Origin of the sequence: Sulfitobacter sabulilitoris, assembly GCF_005887615.1 — a bacterium.
GTDB classification, from domain to species: Bacteria; Pseudomonadota; Alphaproteobacteria; order Rhodobacterales; family Rhodobacteraceae; genus Sulfitobacter_E; species Sulfitobacter_E sabulilitoris.
In genome coordinates, this window is record NZ_VANS01000001.1 from 1,191,612 (window position 1) to 1,208,170 (window position 16,559).

The 16,559-nt window shown below is 64.7% G+C and carries 14 protein-coding genes; 7 read left to right on the top strand and 7 right to left on the bottom strand.

The features are described from left to right. Window positions 1-38: 38 nt before the first annotated feature. Window positions 39-1,043 carry a hypothetical protein gene (locus FDT80_RS05660; protein ID WP_138661225.1) on the top strand — a complete coding sequence of 335 codons (1,005 nt, stop codon included), beginning with the start codon at window positions 39-41 and terminating at the stop codon, window positions 1,041-1,043. Window positions 1,044-1,120: 77 nt separating this feature from the next. Beyond that, a complete protein-coding gene (locus tag FDT80_RS05665) occupies window positions 1,121-2,413 on the top strand; it encodes an O-acetylhomoserine aminocarboxypropyltransferase/cysteine synthase family protein (RefSeq protein WP_138661226.1) in 1,293 nt (430 codons plus the stop codon). 65 nt (window positions 2,414-2,478) lie between these two features. On the opposite strand, the gene FDT80_RS05670 is transcribed toward FDT80_RS05665, so the two are convergent. Beyond that, window positions 2,479-3,174 carry an SIMPL domain-containing protein gene (locus tag FDT80_RS05670; protein WP_138661227.1) on the bottom strand — a complete coding sequence of 232 codons (696 nt, stop codon included), beginning with the start codon at window positions 3,172-3,174 and terminating at the stop codon, window positions 2,479-2,481. Window positions 3,175-3,354: 180 nt separating this feature from the next. Here FDT80_RS05670 and FDT80_RS05675 point away from each other — a divergent pair, with 180 nt between their 5' ends. Next, the gene (locus tag FDT80_RS05675; protein ID WP_138661228.1) at window positions 3,355-6,033 is read left to right on the top strand and encodes a hypothetical protein; all 2,679 of its coding nucleotides are present in this window, start codon (window positions 3,355-3,357) and stop codon (window positions 6,031-6,033) included. Between the two features lie 158 nt (window positions 6,034-6,191). Here the strand turns inward: FDT80_RS05675 and hppD are convergent, their stop codons facing one another. Next, on the bottom strand, window positions 6,192-7,286 hold the full coding sequence (hppD, locus tag FDT80_RS05680; protein ID WP_138661229.1) for a 4-hydroxyphenylpyruvate dioxygenase: 1,095 nt from the start codon (window positions 7,284-7,286) through the stop codon (window positions 6,192-6,194). Window positions 7,287-7,475: 189 nt separating this feature from the next. Between hppD and FDT80_RS05685 the strand changes: the two genes are divergently transcribed. After that, window positions 7,476-7,931, top strand: a complete 456-nt coding sequence (locus tag FDT80_RS05685; RefSeq protein WP_138661230.1) for an Lrp/AsnC family transcriptional regulator — start codon at window positions 7,476-7,478, stop codon at window positions 7,929-7,931. A gap of 87 nt (window positions 7,932-8,018) precedes the next feature. After that, a complete protein-coding gene (locus tag FDT80_RS05690) occupies window positions 8,019-9,893 on the top strand; it encodes a monovalent cation:proton antiporter-2 (CPA2) family protein (RefSeq protein ID WP_138661231.1) in 1,875 nt (624 codons plus the stop codon). 149 nt (window positions 9,894-10,042) lie between these two features. Here FDT80_RS05690 and FDT80_RS05695 read toward each other — a convergent pair whose 3' ends face one another. The 5 genes from FDT80_RS05695 to FDT80_RS05715 form a co-directional block, all read right to left on the bottom strand. After that, window positions 10,043-10,555, bottom strand: a complete 513-nt coding sequence (locus tag FDT80_RS05695; RefSeq protein ID WP_138661232.1) for a CarD family transcriptional regulator — start codon at window positions 10,553-10,555, stop codon at window positions 10,043-10,045. 297 nt (window positions 10,556-10,852) lie between these two features. Next, window positions 10,853-11,191 carry a ferredoxin FdxA gene (fdxA, locus tag FDT80_RS05700; protein ID WP_138661233.1) on the bottom strand — a complete coding sequence of 113 codons (339 nt, stop codon included), beginning with the start codon at window positions 11,189-11,191 and terminating at the stop codon, window positions 10,853-10,855. Between the two features lie 52 nt (window positions 11,192-11,243). Beyond that, complete coding sequence (locus FDT80_RS05705; protein ID WP_138661234.1) at window positions 11,244-11,630, bottom strand: RNA-binding S4 domain-containing protein; 387 nt, start codon at window positions 11,628-11,630, stop codon at window positions 11,244-11,246. 4 nt (window positions 11,631-11,634) lie between these two features. Beyond that, a complete protein-coding gene (locus FDT80_RS05710) occupies window positions 11,635-14,634 on the bottom strand; it encodes a helicase-related protein (RefSeq protein ID WP_138661235.1) in 3,000 nt (999 codons plus the stop codon). 26 nt (window positions 14,635-14,660) lie between these two features. Then, window positions 14,661-15,218, bottom strand: a complete 558-nt coding sequence (locus FDT80_RS05715) for a tetratricopeptide repeat protein (protein ID WP_138661236.1) — start codon at window positions 15,216-15,218, stop codon at window positions 14,661-14,663. A gap of 75 nt (window positions 15,219-15,293) precedes the next feature. On the opposite strand from FDT80_RS05715, the gene FDT80_RS05720 reads away from it, so the two are divergent. Together FDT80_RS05720 and FDT80_RS05725 are read left to right on the top strand one after the other, a co-directional pair. Continuing rightward, window positions 15,294-15,584 (top strand): SCP2 sterol-binding domain-containing protein, encoded by a 291-nt coding sequence (locus FDT80_RS05720; protein ID WP_138661237.1) that lies wholly within the window; start codon window positions 15,294-15,296, stop codon window positions 15,582-15,584. After that, window positions 15,584-16,531: an alpha/beta fold hydrolase gene (locus FDT80_RS05725; RefSeq protein ID WP_138661238.1), complete on the top strand. Its 948-nt coding sequence runs from the start codon at window positions 15,584-15,586 to the stop codon at window positions 16,529-16,531. The genes FDT80_RS05720 and FDT80_RS05725 overlap by 1 nt, the downstream gene beginning before the upstream one ends. Window positions 16,532-16,559 lie beyond the last annotated feature (28 nt).

The following is a 16,559-nucleotide window of genomic DNA, read 5'->3' on the forward strand; positions in this document are numbered from 1 at the left end:
TATAGTCCGGCCAAACCCCGAAGGGCGCAGGCAAGAGCATGGAACAACAGGCGAAATCCCCCCGGCAGTTCAATGTCGTTGTGGTCGGCCAACATGGGCGGTTGGCCTACGAGGCACTGATCTTCGCCGCCTCGCTCCGCCACCACAGCCGCGGCTTCACAGGCCGGCTCTTGATCGCCGAACCGCAGCCCGGCCCTCTCTGGCCACGCGATCCGCGCATCGGCAGCCCTGAGCTGCGCGCCGAACTCGAGGCCCTGGGCGCCGAGATCGTTCCCTTCGAGAGCCGACATTTCGGCAAGCAATATCCCTACGGCAACAAGATCGAGATGCTGACCGCCCTGCCGCGCGACGAGCCGTTCGTCTTTTTCGACACCGACACGCTGATCACCGGCGATCTGGGCAGCGTGCCGTTCGATTTCGACCGGCCCAGCGCGTCCCTGCGCCGCGAAGGCACCTGGCCCGTGCCCGAGCTGTACGGGCCCGGTTATACCGGGCTCTGGAAATCGCTTTATGACAAGTTCGGCCTCGATTTCGAGAGCTCTCTGGACCTGAGCCAGCCCGACGAATTCTGGCAGCGATACCTGTATTTCAACGCAGGCTTTTTCTACTACCGTTGCCCGCATGCGTTTGGTGAGAAATTCCTCGATTACGCCCGGGCCATCCGTGACGATCCCCCGGTCGCGCTTTGCGCGCAGGAATTGGACCCTTGGCTCGACCAGGCTGCGCTGCCTTTGGTGATCCATGCGCTCGGCGGCGGCAGGGACACGCTGCCGCAGGGGCTTCTGGACGGCAGCGTCAGTTGCCACTACCGCATGTTTCCGATGCTCTATGCCCGCGAGGCCGATCATGTGGTCAGAACCCTCGAGACCGTGACGGCCCCCAACCGGATCAAGAAGATCCTCAAGGAATACAACCCGATCAAGCGGATGGTCTATCAGGGCCGCGGCGCCAAGGTCCGCGCGCTTTTCGATCGCGACCACCTGCCGCGGCGCGAACAGGTCATCCGCAACCGCATCAAATCCAACGGCTTCTGGATGCGGTGAGCGCGCCGCCGCCCTTGTGTGGCGCAGGCGCGTAGCCTAACGATTGACCCAAGCCATCACTTCAAGGAGACGCCCAAATGACCGACGGCCCCACTTACGGTTTCGACACGCTGCAAATTCACGCGGGCGCCAAGCCTGATCCCGCGACCGGCGCACGCCAGACGCCGATCTACCAGACCACGGCCTATGTGTTCCGCGATGCCGACCACGCCGCGGCGCTGTTCAACCTGCAGGAAGTGGGCTTTATCTATTCGCGGCTGACCAACCCCACGGTCGCCGTGCTGCAAGAACGCATCGCGACGCTCGAAGGCGGCGTGGGCGCGGTGTGCTGCTCGTCGGGGCATGCGGCCCAGATCATGGCACTGTTTCCGCTGATGCAGCCCGGTATGAACATCGTCGCCTCCACCCGCCTGTACGGCGGCACGGTCACGCAGTTCACCCACACGATCAAGCGGTTCGGCTGGTCCTGCACCTTTGTCGATTTCGACGATCTGGATGCGGTGAAGGCCGCGATCGACGACAACACCCGCGCGGTGTTCTGCGAGGCGATCGCCAATCCCGGCGGCTATATCACCGATCTCGATGCGATCTCGAAAATCTCGGACGCGGCGGGCATTCCGCTGATCGTCGACAACACGTCGGCCACGCCCTACCTGTGCCGCCCGATCGAGCATGGCGCGACGCTGGTGGTCCATTCGACGACCAAGTACCTGACCGGCAATGGCACCGTCACGGGTGGCGCGATCGTGGATTCGGGCAAGTTCGACTGGTCCGCGAACGACAAGTTCCCCTCGCTCAGCCAGCCTGAACCGGCCTATCACGGCCTCAAGTTCCACGAGACCTTCGGCCCGCTGGCCTTTACCTTTCACGGCATCGCCATCGGTCTGCGCGATCTGGGGATGACGATGAACCCGCAGGCCGCGCATTACACGCTGATGGGCACCGAAACCCTGTCGCTGCGCATGGACCGCCACGTCGAGAACGCCGAGAAGATCGCCACCTGGCTGGAAAAAGACGAGCGCGTCGACTACGTGACCTACGCCGGCCTGAAGTCCTCTCCCTACAACAAACGCATGGACAAAATCTGCCCGCGCGGCGCCGGCGGGCTGTTCACCTTCGCGGTCAAGGGCGGCTATGACGCCTGCGTCAAGCTGGTGAACGCGCTGGAAATCTTCAGCCATGTGGCGAACCTGGGCGATACGCGGTCGCTGATCATCCACTCCGCCTCGACCACGCACCGACAGTTGACGGCAGAGCAGCAAGAAGCCGCCGGAGCGGGCGCGGGCGTGGTCCGTGTCTCCATCGGGACCGAGGACGCCGACGATCTGATCGCCGATCTGGATCAGGCCCTGGCCAAGGCCACCAGCTAAGCCACCGGCCAAGGCCGCGCGCGCATGGCGGATATGTCCGCCGGGCGCGCGCCCATGCCGTCCGCCTAGTCCGCGATGGCGAAAACCATCGACACCTGCGCGTCAATGCTCAGCTCGCCCGGCGCCACCGGCACATCGCCCATCGACCGCGACGCCGCCGACATTTCCATCATCACCGGGCCACGCCCCTGACCCTGCTGCGAAATCGATTGCACCGGGCCCAGCGTCACGCCCGCGGCCTGCGCCAACTGCGCGGCGCGCGCCATCGCGTCCCTGACGGCGGCGGCGCGGGCCTCGGCCTCGACCGGGTCTGGCGCTTGAAGACCGAACTGCAAGCCGTTGAAAGTATTCGCGCCATCCTGCACCACCATATCCAGGATCCCGCCCAGGCCGGTCAGGTCGCGGACCCGTACGGTGACGCCGTTGCGCGCAACAAAGCCCGCGATCCTGGGTGGCGCATCGCTGCTGGATACGCGGTTTTCCCACAAGGGCTGCAACGACAGGCCACTGGTCTGCATGTCGCGCGCCGCGATGCCCGCCCCGGTCAGCCGGTCGATCACCGCGCGCACCGCCGCCGACGTCAGCGCCATCGCCGCATCTGCCTGGGCCGCCTCATGCGTCACCCCAAGGCTGATCGTGGCCATATCCGGCACCGCTTCGATCCTGCCCTCGCCGGTGACGGTAATGACCCGCGTCTCCTGCGCCCAGGCCGTTCCGGCCAAACAGGCCCAGATCACAATCGCCCCTATCGTCTTGCGCATGGCGCATCCTTTCCACGTTTCTCGATCTCTCGCATCGTCCCGTGCCACCTGAGCCCGCGACGCAAAAAAGGGCAAGCCAAGGCTTGGGCTTTCGCTTTCCCTCGGCAAACTCCTGCTCTATTCTCGGGCTATCCGCACGGTGCGCTTTCACCGTGTCCGCCCCACTGGTAAAGGCGAGGAATGAAGCCAGAATTCGCGCTGTCCCTGTCGTTCGATCATATCCGCCTGCTGCACCGCGCCGCCGGGGGATGGCGCGCGGTGGGCACCGTCGAGGCCGGCAGCGACGCCATGTCCGGCGAACTGGAGGTGCTGCGCAAGACCGCCGCATCGCTTGAGCCCGGCGGCGTGCGGTCCAAACTGCTGATCCCCGATGCGCAGATCAAGTACCTGACGCTCGACACCGCCGGGATGGACGACGCCGCGCGCCGCGATGCCGCCCGGCTGGCGCTGGACGGAGCGACGCCCTATGCGGTCAGGGACCTGGTGTTCGACATCAGCCCCGACGGTGCGCGCACCCATGTCGCGGCCGTCGCGCGCGATACCCTGGACGAGGCCGAGGCCTTTGCCAGCGCGCACCGGTTTGGCCCTGTAAGCTTTGTCGCGGCACCGCAGGACGACGGTTTCCTGGGCGAGCCGTTCTTTGGCCCGACCAAGGCCGCCGCATCGCTGCTGGCCAAGGGCGAAACGGTCGAACCGGACGGAGTTGCCGTGGTCGAAATCGGCGCCGTCGACATCCCCGAGGGCCCCGTCGCGATGGACGCCGCCGCGCCGGACCCGCAAGAGGTGCCCGAGCCTGCCCCGCAGGAGACGCCGCCACCCGCGCCCGAACCCACGCCCGAACCCGAACCCGTTCCGGTGCCGCAGCCCGGCCCCGATACCGACCCCGCGCCCAAGCCCGATACGATTCCCCCGCCTGCGCCGGAAACACCGCCGGAACCGGAAACCGAGCCGGGGCCGGAGCCCGAAGTCGTGCCTCCCGCGCCGGCGCCGACACCCGAGGAAATTCCGCCCGCCACGCCCAACGAAACACCGCCGCCGGTGCCGCAGGAAACTCCGCCCTCCGAACCGGAAGAGACGCCCCCATCGATGCCCGATGAAGCGCCGCCGTTGCCGCCCACCGAAATCCCGATGCCGCCGCCGGGCGGTGGGGGGCAACCCACCGCATCGCAGGCGGCGCCGGGCAGCAACGCACCGCAGATCGCCACAGGCTTTGCCAGCCGCCGCGGTGCGTCCGCCGGCCCGTCGCTGGGCGGCGCAAACCGGTCCGATCCGGACAGCGCGCCCGAGCCAAAGCCCATAGCACCGCCCACCAAGCCGATCGCCGCCGCGGAGCCATCCGAACGGCTTGGCTTTCTGAGCCGCCGCAAGCCCGGACCGACGCCACCGGCACGCGGCACGGTGTCAAAACCGGTCGCGGCGGCCCCACGGGCGGTCAAGCCCGCCACCGCGACCCCCACGGCCCCTACCGAAGAAGCGCAGCGCATGACCGTTTTCGGCGCACGCAAATCGCAGGAAGTCGGCGGCAAGCCACGCTATCTGGGCCTGATCCTGACGGCTGCCTTGCTGGTGTTTCTGGCCGGGGTCGCGGCCTGGGCTTCGGTGTTTCTGGACGAGGGGATCGCGCGGCTGTTCGGCACGGAGCGCGCCACCGTCACGACCCAGGACACCGCGCCCCCCGCCCCGCAAAGCTTTGCCGAAGCCGCGGAGATGGACGACGCGAGCGAGACAGATGCCGCCGCGTCGGACGACGCGGAGTACAGCGCCGAACCGGAAGAGACCGCGTCGCTCGATCCCGGCCTGACCGACGAGGATACCGCCGTTCTGGATGCGCTGCGCGCCGTGCCCGACGCGCCCGCACCCCAGCCCGAAGCGCCGGATGCGGCATTGGCGACCGATCCGATGGACGAGAACGCGCTACAGGCGCAATACGCGGTCACCGGCATCTGGCCGATGGCCCCGCAGGTGCCGGATGCGCCCGCGCAGATGTCGTTGGACGATCTGTACCTGACCAGCATCGACCCGATCAGCCCGGCGCAGGATGCAGTCGCCCTGCCCGATGTGCGCACCCAAGGCACCGACGACGCCCCGGCCAGCATCAGCTCGCCCTCGCCTGCCGGCACGCAATTCACGCTGCGGCCGGACGGGCTGGTCGTTGCCAGTGCCGCGGGCGCGCTGTCGCCCGATGGCTACACCGTTTTCGCCGGTCCGCCGCCCCGTGTGCCGCCGCCCACGCCCACCCGGTTCGAAACCTCGCCCGAGCAGGCCGTGATCGACAGCGCGATGACCTCGGCCCTGGCGCAATTGCGCCCCCGGACACGGCCGGATGAGTTGATGGAAAACAACGAACGCGCCACGCTTGACGGGCTGACGCGCAGTGAACTGGCGGGCCTGCGGCCCCGCCTGCGCCCCGAGACCGCCAAGCAGGCGACCGAGGACGCAGACGACGCCCCCACAGCGGCCGCGACGGCCACTTCGCGCCTGCCCAACAGCCGCCCCGGTAATTTTTCCCAGATCGTGCAGAGCGCCACCCAGCAGCCCGCCGCCAGCGCATCGGCGGCATCGACCGCGACAGTGGCCAGCGTTGCGCCGCGCACGGTCACGCCGTCCATCCCCTCCAGCGCCTCGGTGGCGCGCGAGGCGACGTTGAAAAATGCGTTGAACCTGCGCCGCATCAACCTGATCGGGGTCTACGGCAAACCCTCTGCCCGGCGCGCGTTGGTGCGGCTGTCGAACGGCCGCTATCAGAAGCTGGAGGTCGGCGACCGGATCGACGGGGGCCGCGTGTCAGCCATCGGCGACAGCGAGTTGCGCTATCAAAAAGGTGGCCGCAACGTTGTTCTAACCATGCCAAACGGCTAGACGGCAAGGATCAACTGCGCCGCGCAAGCGATTGTTTCACAATGGTTTCTCTCGAAGGCTGATGCCCGTCGAACAGGTTTCCGCACCTTTCGGTGATCCGAACGCACGAGCGGTCGAAATCTGCCGACCGCCCGCGCGGACCCCTTGGCAAGACCGTCTTACGACGCCTTCAATTCGCCGCTGTCGATCTGCTCCTGCTCGATGCTCTCGAACAGTGCCTTGAAGTTCCCCTCGCCAAAGCCGTCGTCGCCCTTGCGCTGGATGAACTCGAAAAAGATCGGCCCGATCACCGTCTTCGAAAAGATCTGCAACAGGATCTTGGTTTCGCCGCCGTCCACGACGCCTTCGCCGTCGATCAGGATGCCATGCTTCTTCATCCGCTCGATCGGCTCCTCGTGGCCCGCGACGCGCGTCTTGCTCAGGTCGTAATAGGTTTCGGGCGGCGCGGGCATGAAGCGGATCCCGCGCTTTGCGATCTCGTCCGTGGCGTCGTAGATGTCGCGCGCGCCCACGGCGATATGCTGAATCCCCTCGCCCTTGTATTTCTTGAGATAGGACACGATCTGCCCGGTCTCGCCCCGGTCCTCGTTGATCGGGATGCGGATGCGCCCGCAGGGCGAGGTCAGCGCGCGGCTGTGCAGCCCGGTAAACTTGCCTTCGATGTCAAAGAACCGGATTTCACGGAAATTGAACAGGTCGCCGTAGAACTTGAACCATGTGTCCATGTTGCCCCGGTGCACATTGTGCGTGAGGTGATCGAGGTAGTAAAAGCCCACGCCCTCCGGCTTGGATTGCGCCACCCAATCGTATTCCTCGTTATAGGGCGAGGTGTCATAGTACTGATCGACAAAATACAGGAGCGAACCGCCGATACCGACAATCGCGGGCACGTCCAGCACCTTTCCGTCGCCCTCGTAGGGTTCGGCCCCCTTGGCCACGGCATGATCGAAGGCCTTTTGCGCATCGACCACGCGCCACCCCATCGACGGCGCGCAGGGGCCGTGTTCCGCGACAAAGCGGGCGGCAAAACTGTCGGGGTCATGGTTCAGGACATAGGTGATGTCGCCCTGCTGCCACAGTTCGATCTTTTGCGTTTTGTGACGCGCGACGCGCGCATAGCCCATGCGGGTGAACAGGTCGCGCAATTCCTGCGGCTCTGGCGACGCGAATTCGACGAACTCGAAGCCATCCGTGCCTGCGGGGTTGTCCTTGGTAATGACTGATTTCGGTGCATCGTGCGGGAAAGGGCCCATGATGTGCCTCCTTTGAGCGTGAAACAGCCGAATAAACCGGCTTTGAGCGCATATTAGGCGCTTTGCCATGCGCAATTTGCGCGAACTTGCGCCACCTCACCCGGTATTTCGCGAGAAAGCCGCACATCCAGCGATAAATGTGTTAAAATCGCGCATCATTCCCGAAGCATGCAGGAGGCTTGTCACATCATGCTCGATCAGATCGACACGCGGCTGCTGGCGGCCCTGCAAAAGAACGCCCACCTGACGGCGCAGGATCTTGGCGAGCTGCTGCATCTCTCCCCAAGTCAGGCCGGACGACGGCGCCAGCGGCTTGAAACGGCCGGGTTCATCGAAGGCTATACCGCCCGGCTCAATCCTGCGCAGCTTGGGCTGAATGTGCAGGGGTTCGTGCAGGTTCATCTGGGCACCCATGGGCCGGATCATTCACGCAGTTTCGCGCGGCTTCTGGATACGCGCCCCGAGATAACGAGCGCATGGACAATGACCGGCGATGCGGATTATCTGTTGCGGGTCTATTGCGCCGACCTGCCCGCATTGAATTCCCTCATTCACGAGGTTCTGCTTCCGCATCCGGCGGTGGCGCGGGTGCACAGCCAGATCGTGATGGACCAGTTGAAGCGCGATGGACCGTTGCCGACGTAGCCCCGTTTCGAGTTCCGCATACCCGCCGACCCCGTCGCCGCCAGACCATTTCGACTGCTGACATTTCAATCACAAGGATCCCCTTTCATGGAAGGATTTCTATTCCAAGCGTCCATCTACCTTGCCGCCGCGGTCATCGCGGTGCCCATCGCCGCGCGCCTTGGACTGGGGTCGGTGCTGGGGTATTTGGCGGCCGGTATCCTGATCGGCCCGGTATTCGGGCTTGTCGGGTCGTCCGAGACGCAGGATTTGCAGCATTTCGCGGAATTTGGCGTCGTTATGATGCTGTTTCTCATCGGGCTCGAGCTTGAACCCCGCGCGCTTTGGAACATGCGCCATCGCCTGATCGGGCTAGGTGGATTGCAGGTGGTGCTGAGCACGCTGGCGCTGATGGCGGTTGCCATCGGCTATGGCCAGCCGTGGGGAATCGCACTTGCCATCGGTCTCACGCTGTCGCTCAGTTCGACCGCGATCGTCCTGCAGACCCTGTCGGAAAAGGGGCTGATGCAGACCAACGGCGGACGGTCGGCATTTTCGGTGTTGCTGACGCAGGATATCGCGGTGATCCCGATCCTGGCGTTTCTGCCGCTTCTCGCAGCCACCCTACCCTCCACGATCGCGGACGACGGATCGATCCAGCGTGGCGGCGAGGCAACACATGGCGCCGAACACAGCCTGTCCCTGGTCGAAGGATTGCCCGGCTGGGGCGTGACCCTCGTCACCATCGGGGCCGTGGCCGCCGTGATCCTCGCCGGTATTTTCCTGACCCGTCCGGTGTTTCGCTATATCCACGCCGCGCGCCTGCGCGAGATGTACACGGCGCTGGCGCTGCTGATCGTCGTGGGCATTTCCTTTCTGATGATGCTGGTCGGCCTGTCCCCCGCACTTGGCGCATTCCTCGCGGGCGTGGTTCTGGCCAACAGCGAATTCCGCCACGAACTTGAAACCGACCTCGAACCCTTCAAGGGGCTCTTGTTGGGTCTGTTTTTCATCACGGTGGGCGCCGGGATCAACTTTCGCCTGCTCTTTGCCGAGGCCCCGGCCATCGTGTCGATGGCGTTTTTGGTCATCGTCATCAAAGGGCTGATCCTTTGGGTTCTGGGCCGGGCATTCCGGCTCAAGGGGCTGGATCAATGGCTGTTCGCGCTTGGCCTCGCCCAAGCCGGCGAATTCGGCTTTGTGCTGGTGTCGTTCTCGACCCAACAGGGTGTCATTCCCGGCGACATCGGCGAAACGCTTTTGCTGGTCATCGCCATGTCGATGCTGATCACGCCGCTGTTGTTCATCGTCTATGACCTGCTGACCCGCCGTCAAAAGGTGGCGCCCGAACGGCCCATCGATGACGAGATCGAAGCACAGGGGCCGATCATCATCGCGGGCATCGGGCGCTTTGGCCAGATCGTCAACCGGCTGGTGCAGGCCAACGGCTTCAACACCGTCGTGCTGGACCATGACATGGAAACCATCGCCGTGATGCGGCGGTTCGGCTTCAAGGGGTTTCTGGGCGACCCCACACGGCCCGACATCCTGCGGGCGGCGGGGCTTGCCGATGCGCGCGTGCTGGTCGTGGCGCTGGACGACCCAGAGGCCGCGATCAAACTGGTGAAATACGCCCGCCGCGAACGCCCTGACCTGCATATCGTGGCGCGCGCGCATGACAGGACGCATGTGTACCGCCTTTATCAGGCGGGCGCCAACGACATCGTGCGCGAAATGTTCGACAGCAGCCTGCGGGCAGGCCGGTACGTGCTGGAAAACATGGGGCTCTCCGAATACGAGGCCGCCGAGGCAGAGCGCATTTTCTACAGCCATGACCGCAAATCGGTGCGGCAGTTGGCAGAACTTTGGAACCCCGACATCCCCGCGAGCCAGAACGCCGCCTATGTCGAACGCGCCAAGGAGCTGCAAAAGGAGCTGGAAACAGCGTTCCTGAGCCGGGACGACAGCAAGAAACGCGCCTGACGCCCGCCCCTTGAGGTGATTGGCCCACCGTCGGCGGTGCGGTCACCTTCCATGGTCCTCGACCCGGTTCGCGCGCGCCTGTCAGGCATGAAAAAACCGCGCGTCCAGTCACGGGAGCGCGGTTTTTTGCTAGGTACGTTGCGCGTGGATCACGCGGCGACGCGGCTTTCCAGCACATCGCCGACCTGCTTGGCGGCGGCCAGTTCGTCACCGCCACCCACTGCGGCGACTTCGCGTGTCAAACGCTCCAGCGCCGCCTCGTAGAGTTGACGCTCGGAATAGCTTTGCTCGCGCTGGTCATCGGTGCGGTGCAGGTCGCGCACGACCTCCGCGATCGCGATCAGGTCACCGGAGTTGATCTTCTGTTCATATTCCTGCGCCCGGCGCGACCACATCGCACGCTTGACCTTGGCCTTGCCCTTGAGGGTCTTCATCGCATGCGTGATGACATCCGGCGTGCTGAGCGCACGCATTCCGATTTCCGTCGCCTTGTGCGTCGGAACCCGCAATGTCATCTTGTCCTTCTCGAACGAGATCACGAACAGCTCAAGCGAGATACCTGCCACTTCCTGTTGCTCGATCGACAAGATTTGGCCCACGCCATGCGCCGGATAGACGACGAACTCGTTCGGGCGGAAGTCGAGCTTTTTTGATTTGGTCATTCGGTTTTCCTTGCGTTCAAACCCACCAAACCCGGTACTTTCGAACAAACGGAATCTCTACGGCGCGATGACGCGCACGTCCAACCATGTCTGTTCAGGAAGTCTGACCTGATTGTAACAGCACAACCAGGTGGGGGGCAGATCCATCATTGATTTATGTCATGACATTATCACAAAAATGGGTCTAGAGAAAGCGCGCACAAGTGCCGCACCCACAAATAACCCCTGAAATCATGGTCGATAGGCCCGAAAACGCCGGTTTTTCGGGTTCCAAAGTCATGCAATGGGTGATTCGGCCTAGCCGCCCTCACCCGGCGCTTCAGAGAAATACTTCTCCAGCTTGCCGGTTTCGCCATCACGCGCCTCTGCATCGGGCAGCGGATCCTTCTTGGTGATGATGACGGGCCACATCTCGGAATACTTGCGATTGAATTCCACCCATTTTTCCATGTCCGGTTCGGTATCCGGGCGGATCGCGTCGGCGGGGCATTCCGGTTCGCACACGCCGCAGTCGATGCATTCGTCGGGGTGGATGACCAGCATGTTCTCGCCTTCGTAAAAGCAATCCACCGGGCACACTTCGACGCAGTCGGTGTATTTGCAGGCGATGCAGGCGTCGTTCACGATATAGGTCATTGGGTCAACTTCTTGAGCACTGGTTGACCGTTAGCTAGATCAGCACCCGCCATCATTCAAGGTGGCGCGCCTTAGAAAGATCAAGGGTGCGACGATCGCGCTTTGTCGGGCGCCCTTTTCCCTCGTACGCCGGATTTTCGGGTGGTTTGTCCTCGGCCTTGGGCGCGGGCGTCGTGAGGTCGGTATAGAGCGTCTGCGCCTCGCTTGCGGGGCCGCGCCGTTGGCCTATCGCCTCGACCCGGATCACGCGGATCACCCGCCCCTGGGCAAAGGTCAGCACGTCGCCCGCGGCAACGGCCGTGGCGCGCTTTTGCACGCGGTCGCCGTTGACGCGGATATCACCGGCCACCACGCGCGCCGCGGCCAGTGACCGTGTCTTGAAAAACCGCGCGTGCCACAACCACTTGTCGAGCCGCAGCTTGGCCGCAGGGTCCCCCACCGCGCTACTTATTGTCCTTGAGCCCCATCAGGGCCGCGGCGAACGGGTTGTCGGGGTCGATCTTTTTCTCGGGCTTGGGCGGCCGGGCCGAGAATTTCTGCCCGCCCGGTTCACGGTCCTTGCCGCGTGCGGCGCCCTTCTTGCCCTTGGGGCCCCCTCCCTTGCCCTTGCCAGGGGCGCGGTCGCCGGTGCCGCGACGGTTGCCCTGCTGGCCGCCGCGCGCGGGCCGCGCCCAGGTAAAGGTAAAGAAGGTCTCCATCTCGGCGCCGGCCACGGCCGCGTCGGGCGCCGTCCCCACCGGGACCTCTTCGGCGACCTGATCGGGGATATGATCGGACACGGAGTGCGCTTCTGCGGGCGCTTCGGCCACCGGGGCCACACCGTCATCGACGATGTTCGCCACGGGCTCGCTCACGTCCGCCGGGGCGGGGGCTTCGGGCGTCTCTATGATGCCGCCTTCGGGGGCCTCCTGCGCCACGTCCATCACGGGTGTGTCCGGGCTGTCGTCCGGCGCTGTGTCGGCGGCGGCGGCCTCGTTTGTTTCTGGGACGGTTGTATCGGCGCTCGGCGCCAAGGCCGCATCACCCGCCTTGGGCACCACGGCATCGACGGGTTTGACCTTGGTGCGCTCGCCCTGCTCGGCCTTGTAACCAAGACCCTGCATGAGATCGGCGAACTGCTCAAGCGTCATGCCGGTGATCGACAGCATGTCGGCCTTGGCCTCGAAACCGCCGCGCGAATCTTCGGCCCGCAGCATGTCAGCGAGCCGTTCCAGCATATCGATGCGAATGGCGCGCTGACCGGCGATCCGGTAGCCCGACATCGTATCGGCCCCCTCCGGCGCGCCCGCGTCGGTCGGGATCGTCACCAGACCGGGCGGCGGCGCCTCGGGAAACTCGCCCAGTCCCTTGCCCAGCGACCACAGAACGAGCCGCAAGCGCGTCGGCGCGGGTTTCAGCAGCAAGGGCATGAAGATGGTGAACTGACCGAACCGGATACCGTGCTTGCGCAGCGCGCCGCGCGCATCCTGATCCAGCGCCTTGACCTCGTCGGCGACCTGCGCCCGCGGCAGGATGCCGAAATTCTCGACCATGCGGAAGGCAAAGCCGCGCGCCAGCCCGGTCAGCGCCTCGTCCCGGCTCAGCATCATCAGCGGCTCGAACAGCGCCGCAATCTTGCGGTCGATGAAATGCTGCAACCGGCGCTGCACCTTCTGCGCGATCTCCGGGCCCGCGACATCGTCGACGAACACCTCGACCTGCGGCTTCAGCGGGTCCGCTCCGGCCACCAGCTTGCCCACGGCGGACTTGCCCCAGATCAGACCACCCTGTTCGGTAAAGTCGATCTCGGTGTCCGGCGCGTTGTAAAAGCGATCCGCGCGCAGGTGGAACTGCGGCTGCAAAGCCTGGAGCGCCGCCGACTTTATCGTCTTGGCCTCGGCCCCCGCCGCCCCGCCGGACACGTTCTTGTCCTGACTGAAGCGGAACCCCTCCAGCTTGCCTACATATTCGCCTTCAACGGTCACTTCACCGGTCTCTGATACATCCGCCACCATGGCTTCCTTCTGGCCTAGCCGGCGCAAAAGCACGGATGTGCGCCGGTCTACAAATCTCTGGGTCAGACGCTCGTGCAGCGCATCCGACAGTCTGTCTTCTACAGAACGCGCGGCACCGCGCCAATGGCTTTCGTCATCGGTCCAGCCTTTGCGCTGCGCCACGTAGGTCCACGTCCGAATGAACGCCAACCGTTTGGATAACGCATCAATGTCGCCATCGGTTCGATCTATGCGCTTGATTTGTCGCGCCAGCCAATCGTTGGGGATCTGGCCGCGCTGGTGCAGGTCGTTGAAGATCACCTCCAGCAGGCTGGCGTGCTCAGCATGGCTGATACCGCGAAAATCGGGAATGCGGCAGACATCCCACAGCAGCCGGACCGAGGGGCCGTCGGTGGCGCGCGCCGCGACCTCCGCCACCTGGCTCAGCGCCTTGAGCGCGCCCAGATCGTCGGCTTCGCGCGCCCGCACCAGCATCTCGTGGTCGGGGGCGGCCTCCAGCGTGCTGATAAGGCGGTCCACCGATCCGAACTGCAATGCGTGATTGCGCCAGTTCAGCTTGCGCTGCGGCGTGAACTGATGGTCCATGATCGCACGGGCCACCCCGTCGTCCAGGGGCGCCGCTTCGCCCGTCACGCCGAAGGTGCCGCTTTTCATGCCGCGCCCGGCGCGCCCGGCGATCTGCGCCAGCTCGTTGGGCGCCAGGGGGCGCATGCGCCGCCCGTCGAATTTGGACAGCGCCGAGAACGCGACATGATCGACGTCAAGGTTCAGCCCCATGCCGATGGCATCCGTGGCGACGAGGTAATCCACCTCGCCATTTTGGTACATGTCCACCTGCGCGTTGCGCGTGCGTGGGCTCAGCGCGCCCATGACCACGGCGGCACCGCCCTTCTGGCGACGGATCAGCTCGGCAATCGCATATACATTTTCAACTGAAAATCCGACTATTGCACTGCGCGGCCGCATGCGGCTTATCTTTTTCGCGCCAATATACGTCAATTCCGACATTCTTTCCCGGCGCAGGAACTGCACTCCGGGCACCAGTTCGGCAATGGCCCCTCGCATCGTGTCGGCGCCCAGAAACAGCGTCTCGTGCAGTCCGCGCGCGCGCAACAGGCGGTCGGTGAACACGTGACCGCGTTCGGGATCGGCGCAGAGCTGGATCTCGTCCACGGCCAGAAAATCGCATCCCATGCCCTCGGGCATCGCCTCCACGGTGCAGACCCAGTATTGCGTGCGCGGCGGCACGATCCGCTCCTCGCCGGTGACCAGCGCCACGACGGACGGGCCGCGCGCCGCCACGATGCGGTCGTAGACCTCGCGCGCCAGCAACCGAAGCGGCAGGCCGATGACCCCGGTGCGATGCGCCAGCATCCGCTCGATCGCATATGTGGTCTTGCCCGTGTTGGTCGGGCCCAGAACGGCCACGACCCGTGATGCATCTGCCACCGCTTGCCCCTACTTTCCGCGCGCTTTTACAGCGTGCGCCCGATGCCGCTGCGCTTGAGCTGCTCCAGCGCGCTTTTCGCGTTCTCGTGATGTGGATGCAAGGCCAGAACCGCACGAAAGGCCTGCGCCGCGCGGGACAGATCGTCGAACTCCTGGAACATCACGCCAAGCCCGAAGATGGCGTTGAAATTATCCGGGTTAAGCGCGAGCGCGCGTTGCAGATCGTCCAGCGCCGGACCATAGAGGCCCGAACGGAAGTAGGCCGTGGCGCGCATGTGCCAGCCTTCGGCGAAATCCGGCGCATGATCGGTGAGCGCGGTAAAATGCTCGATCGCGGCCTGCGTGTCGTCCTTGGCCAGCGCGTCGCGCCCACGCTTGAGCAGCAGATCCATCGCCGGCGATCCCGATTTGGACCACTCGTTCGACAATTGCCGCTCGATCCCCGCGGCTTCCGCCTCGGGCGCCGTTTTGAGCTTCTCCAGCAACACCTGCGGGCTGTCTTGGGCCGCGACGGGCAGGGAAAACGTGACTATCGCGGCAAATGCCGTAACGATAAGTTTGAGATTGAAGAGTTTGATGCCCATAACAGGTTTCAATGTAACAGGGTGCGGCGGCAATTCCAGATGCTGACGCGCCATTCTTGTAAAAAGGGCATGACCATGAGCGATATTGTGAACGAAGCTGTCGTGGTGCTGAACGAAAAACTGGCAAGCGCAGATTTCGACGGCACCGCGAAATTCGACATCGAAGGCGAGGGCGCGGTGATGATGGACGCGGCGGGCGCACGCGCAGCCGACGAGGCCGCCGATGTCACCCTCTCGGCTGACGCGGAGACCTTCAAGTCGATCCTCGACGGCGACACCAACCCGACAAGCGCCTTCATGACCGGCAAGCTCAAGATCGATGGCGACATGGGAATGGCCATGAAACTGGCTGCCGTGCTCGCCTGATGGAGCTGGCCCAGGCCCCGTTTTTCACCGATGTGCAGCCCGGCCCCGAAGGCGGTGCCGCACATTGGATGGACACCTCGGATGGCAAGCGCATCCGCGTGGGGCACTGGGCCGCGCCGAACGCCAAGGGAACGGTTCTGCTGTTTCCCGGGCGCACCGAATACATCGAGAAATATGGCCTGACCGCCGCCGAACTGGGCCGTCGCGGGCTGGCCACCATGGCGATCGACTGGCGCGGGCAGGGTCTGGCGGACCGTTTGTTGAACGATGTGCGCGTGGGCCATGTCGACGTCTTTTCCGACTACCAGAAGGACGTCGCCGCCATGGTGCGCGCCGCGCGTGGTCTTGGCCTGCCGCGCCCTTTCTACCTGTTGGCGCATTCCATGGGCGGCTGCATCGGCCTGCGCGCCGTGATGGAAGGGCTGAACGTGCAGGCGGCGGCCTTTACCGGCCCGATGTGGGGCATCCGCATCGCCAGGCACATGTTGCCGGCCGCGCATATTCTGGGGCGGATCATGCCGCTGATCGGGCGGGGCCACCTGCTGCCGCCGGGCACCAAGCTGGACCCCTACGTTCTGGCCGATCCCTTCGACGGCAACATGCTGACCACCCATCAGCCGATGTTCGAGATGATGCGAGAGCAGTTGCTGGCGCATCCCGACCTGTCATTGGGCGGTCCCAGCATCATCTGGCTGCGCGAGGCGCTGGCGGAAACCGCGCATCTGGCCGGTCGCCCATCGCCCAACCTGCCCTGCCTGGCGTTTCTGGGCAGCAACGAACGCATCGTCCATATCCCCCGCATTCATCAGCGGATGGCGACCTGGAAACAGGGCCGGCTCGAGATCGTTTCGGGCGGCGAACACGAGGTGCTGATGGAAGGGCCGGAGATCACGACCCCCATCTATGACGCCATCGCAACGCTTTTTCTGGGTACGGCGGACCGCTGACCCCTGTTCCCGCGATGCGCAGCGCCTA

Excerpts from the sequence above, each read along its gene's own strand:
- FDT80_RS05660 (WP_138661225.1), top strand. The coding sequence starts at position 39 with ATGGAACAACAGGCGAAATCCCCCCGGCAGTTCAATGTCGTTGTGGTC.
- FDT80_RS05665 (WP_138661226.1), top strand. The coding sequence starts at position 1,121 with ATGACCGACGGCCCCACTTACGGTTTCGACACGCTGCAAATTCACGCG.
- FDT80_RS05670 (WP_138661227.1), bottom strand. The coding sequence starts at position 3,174 with ATGCGCAAGACGATAGGGGCGATTGTGATCTGGGCCTGTTTGGCCGGA.
- FDT80_RS05675 (WP_138661228.1), top strand. The coding sequence starts at position 3,355 with ATGAAGCCAGAATTCGCGCTGTCCCTGTCGTTCGATCATATCCGCCTG.
- hppD (WP_138661229.1), bottom strand. The coding sequence starts at position 7,286 with ATGGGCCCTTTCCCGCACGATGCACCGAAATCAGTCATTACCAAGGAC.
- FDT80_RS05685 (WP_138661230.1), top strand. The coding sequence starts at position 7,476 with ATGCTCGATCAGATCGACACGCGGCTGCTGGCGGCCCTGCAAAAGAAC.
- FDT80_RS05690 (WP_138661231.1), top strand. The coding sequence starts at position 8,019 with ATGGAAGGATTTCTATTCCAAGCGTCCATCTACCTTGCCGCCGCGGTC.
- FDT80_RS05695 (WP_138661232.1), bottom strand. The coding sequence starts at position 10,555 with ATGACCAAATCAAAAAAGCTCGACTTCCGCCCGAACGAGTTCGTCGTC.
- fdxA (WP_138661233.1), bottom strand. The coding sequence starts at position 11,191 with ATGACCTATATCGTGAACGACGCCTGCATCGCCTGCAAATACACCGAC.
- FDT80_RS05715 (WP_138661236.1), bottom strand. The coding sequence starts at position 15,218 with ATGGGCATCAAACTCTTCAATCTCAAACTTATCGTTACGGCATTTGCC.
- FDT80_RS05720 (WP_138661237.1), top strand. The coding sequence starts at position 15,294 with ATGAGCGATATTGTGAACGAAGCTGTCGTGGTGCTGAACGAAAAACTG.
- FDT80_RS05725 (WP_138661238.1), top strand. The coding sequence starts at position 15,584 with ATGGAGCTGGCCCAGGCCCCGTTTTTCACCGATGTGCAGCCCGGCCCC.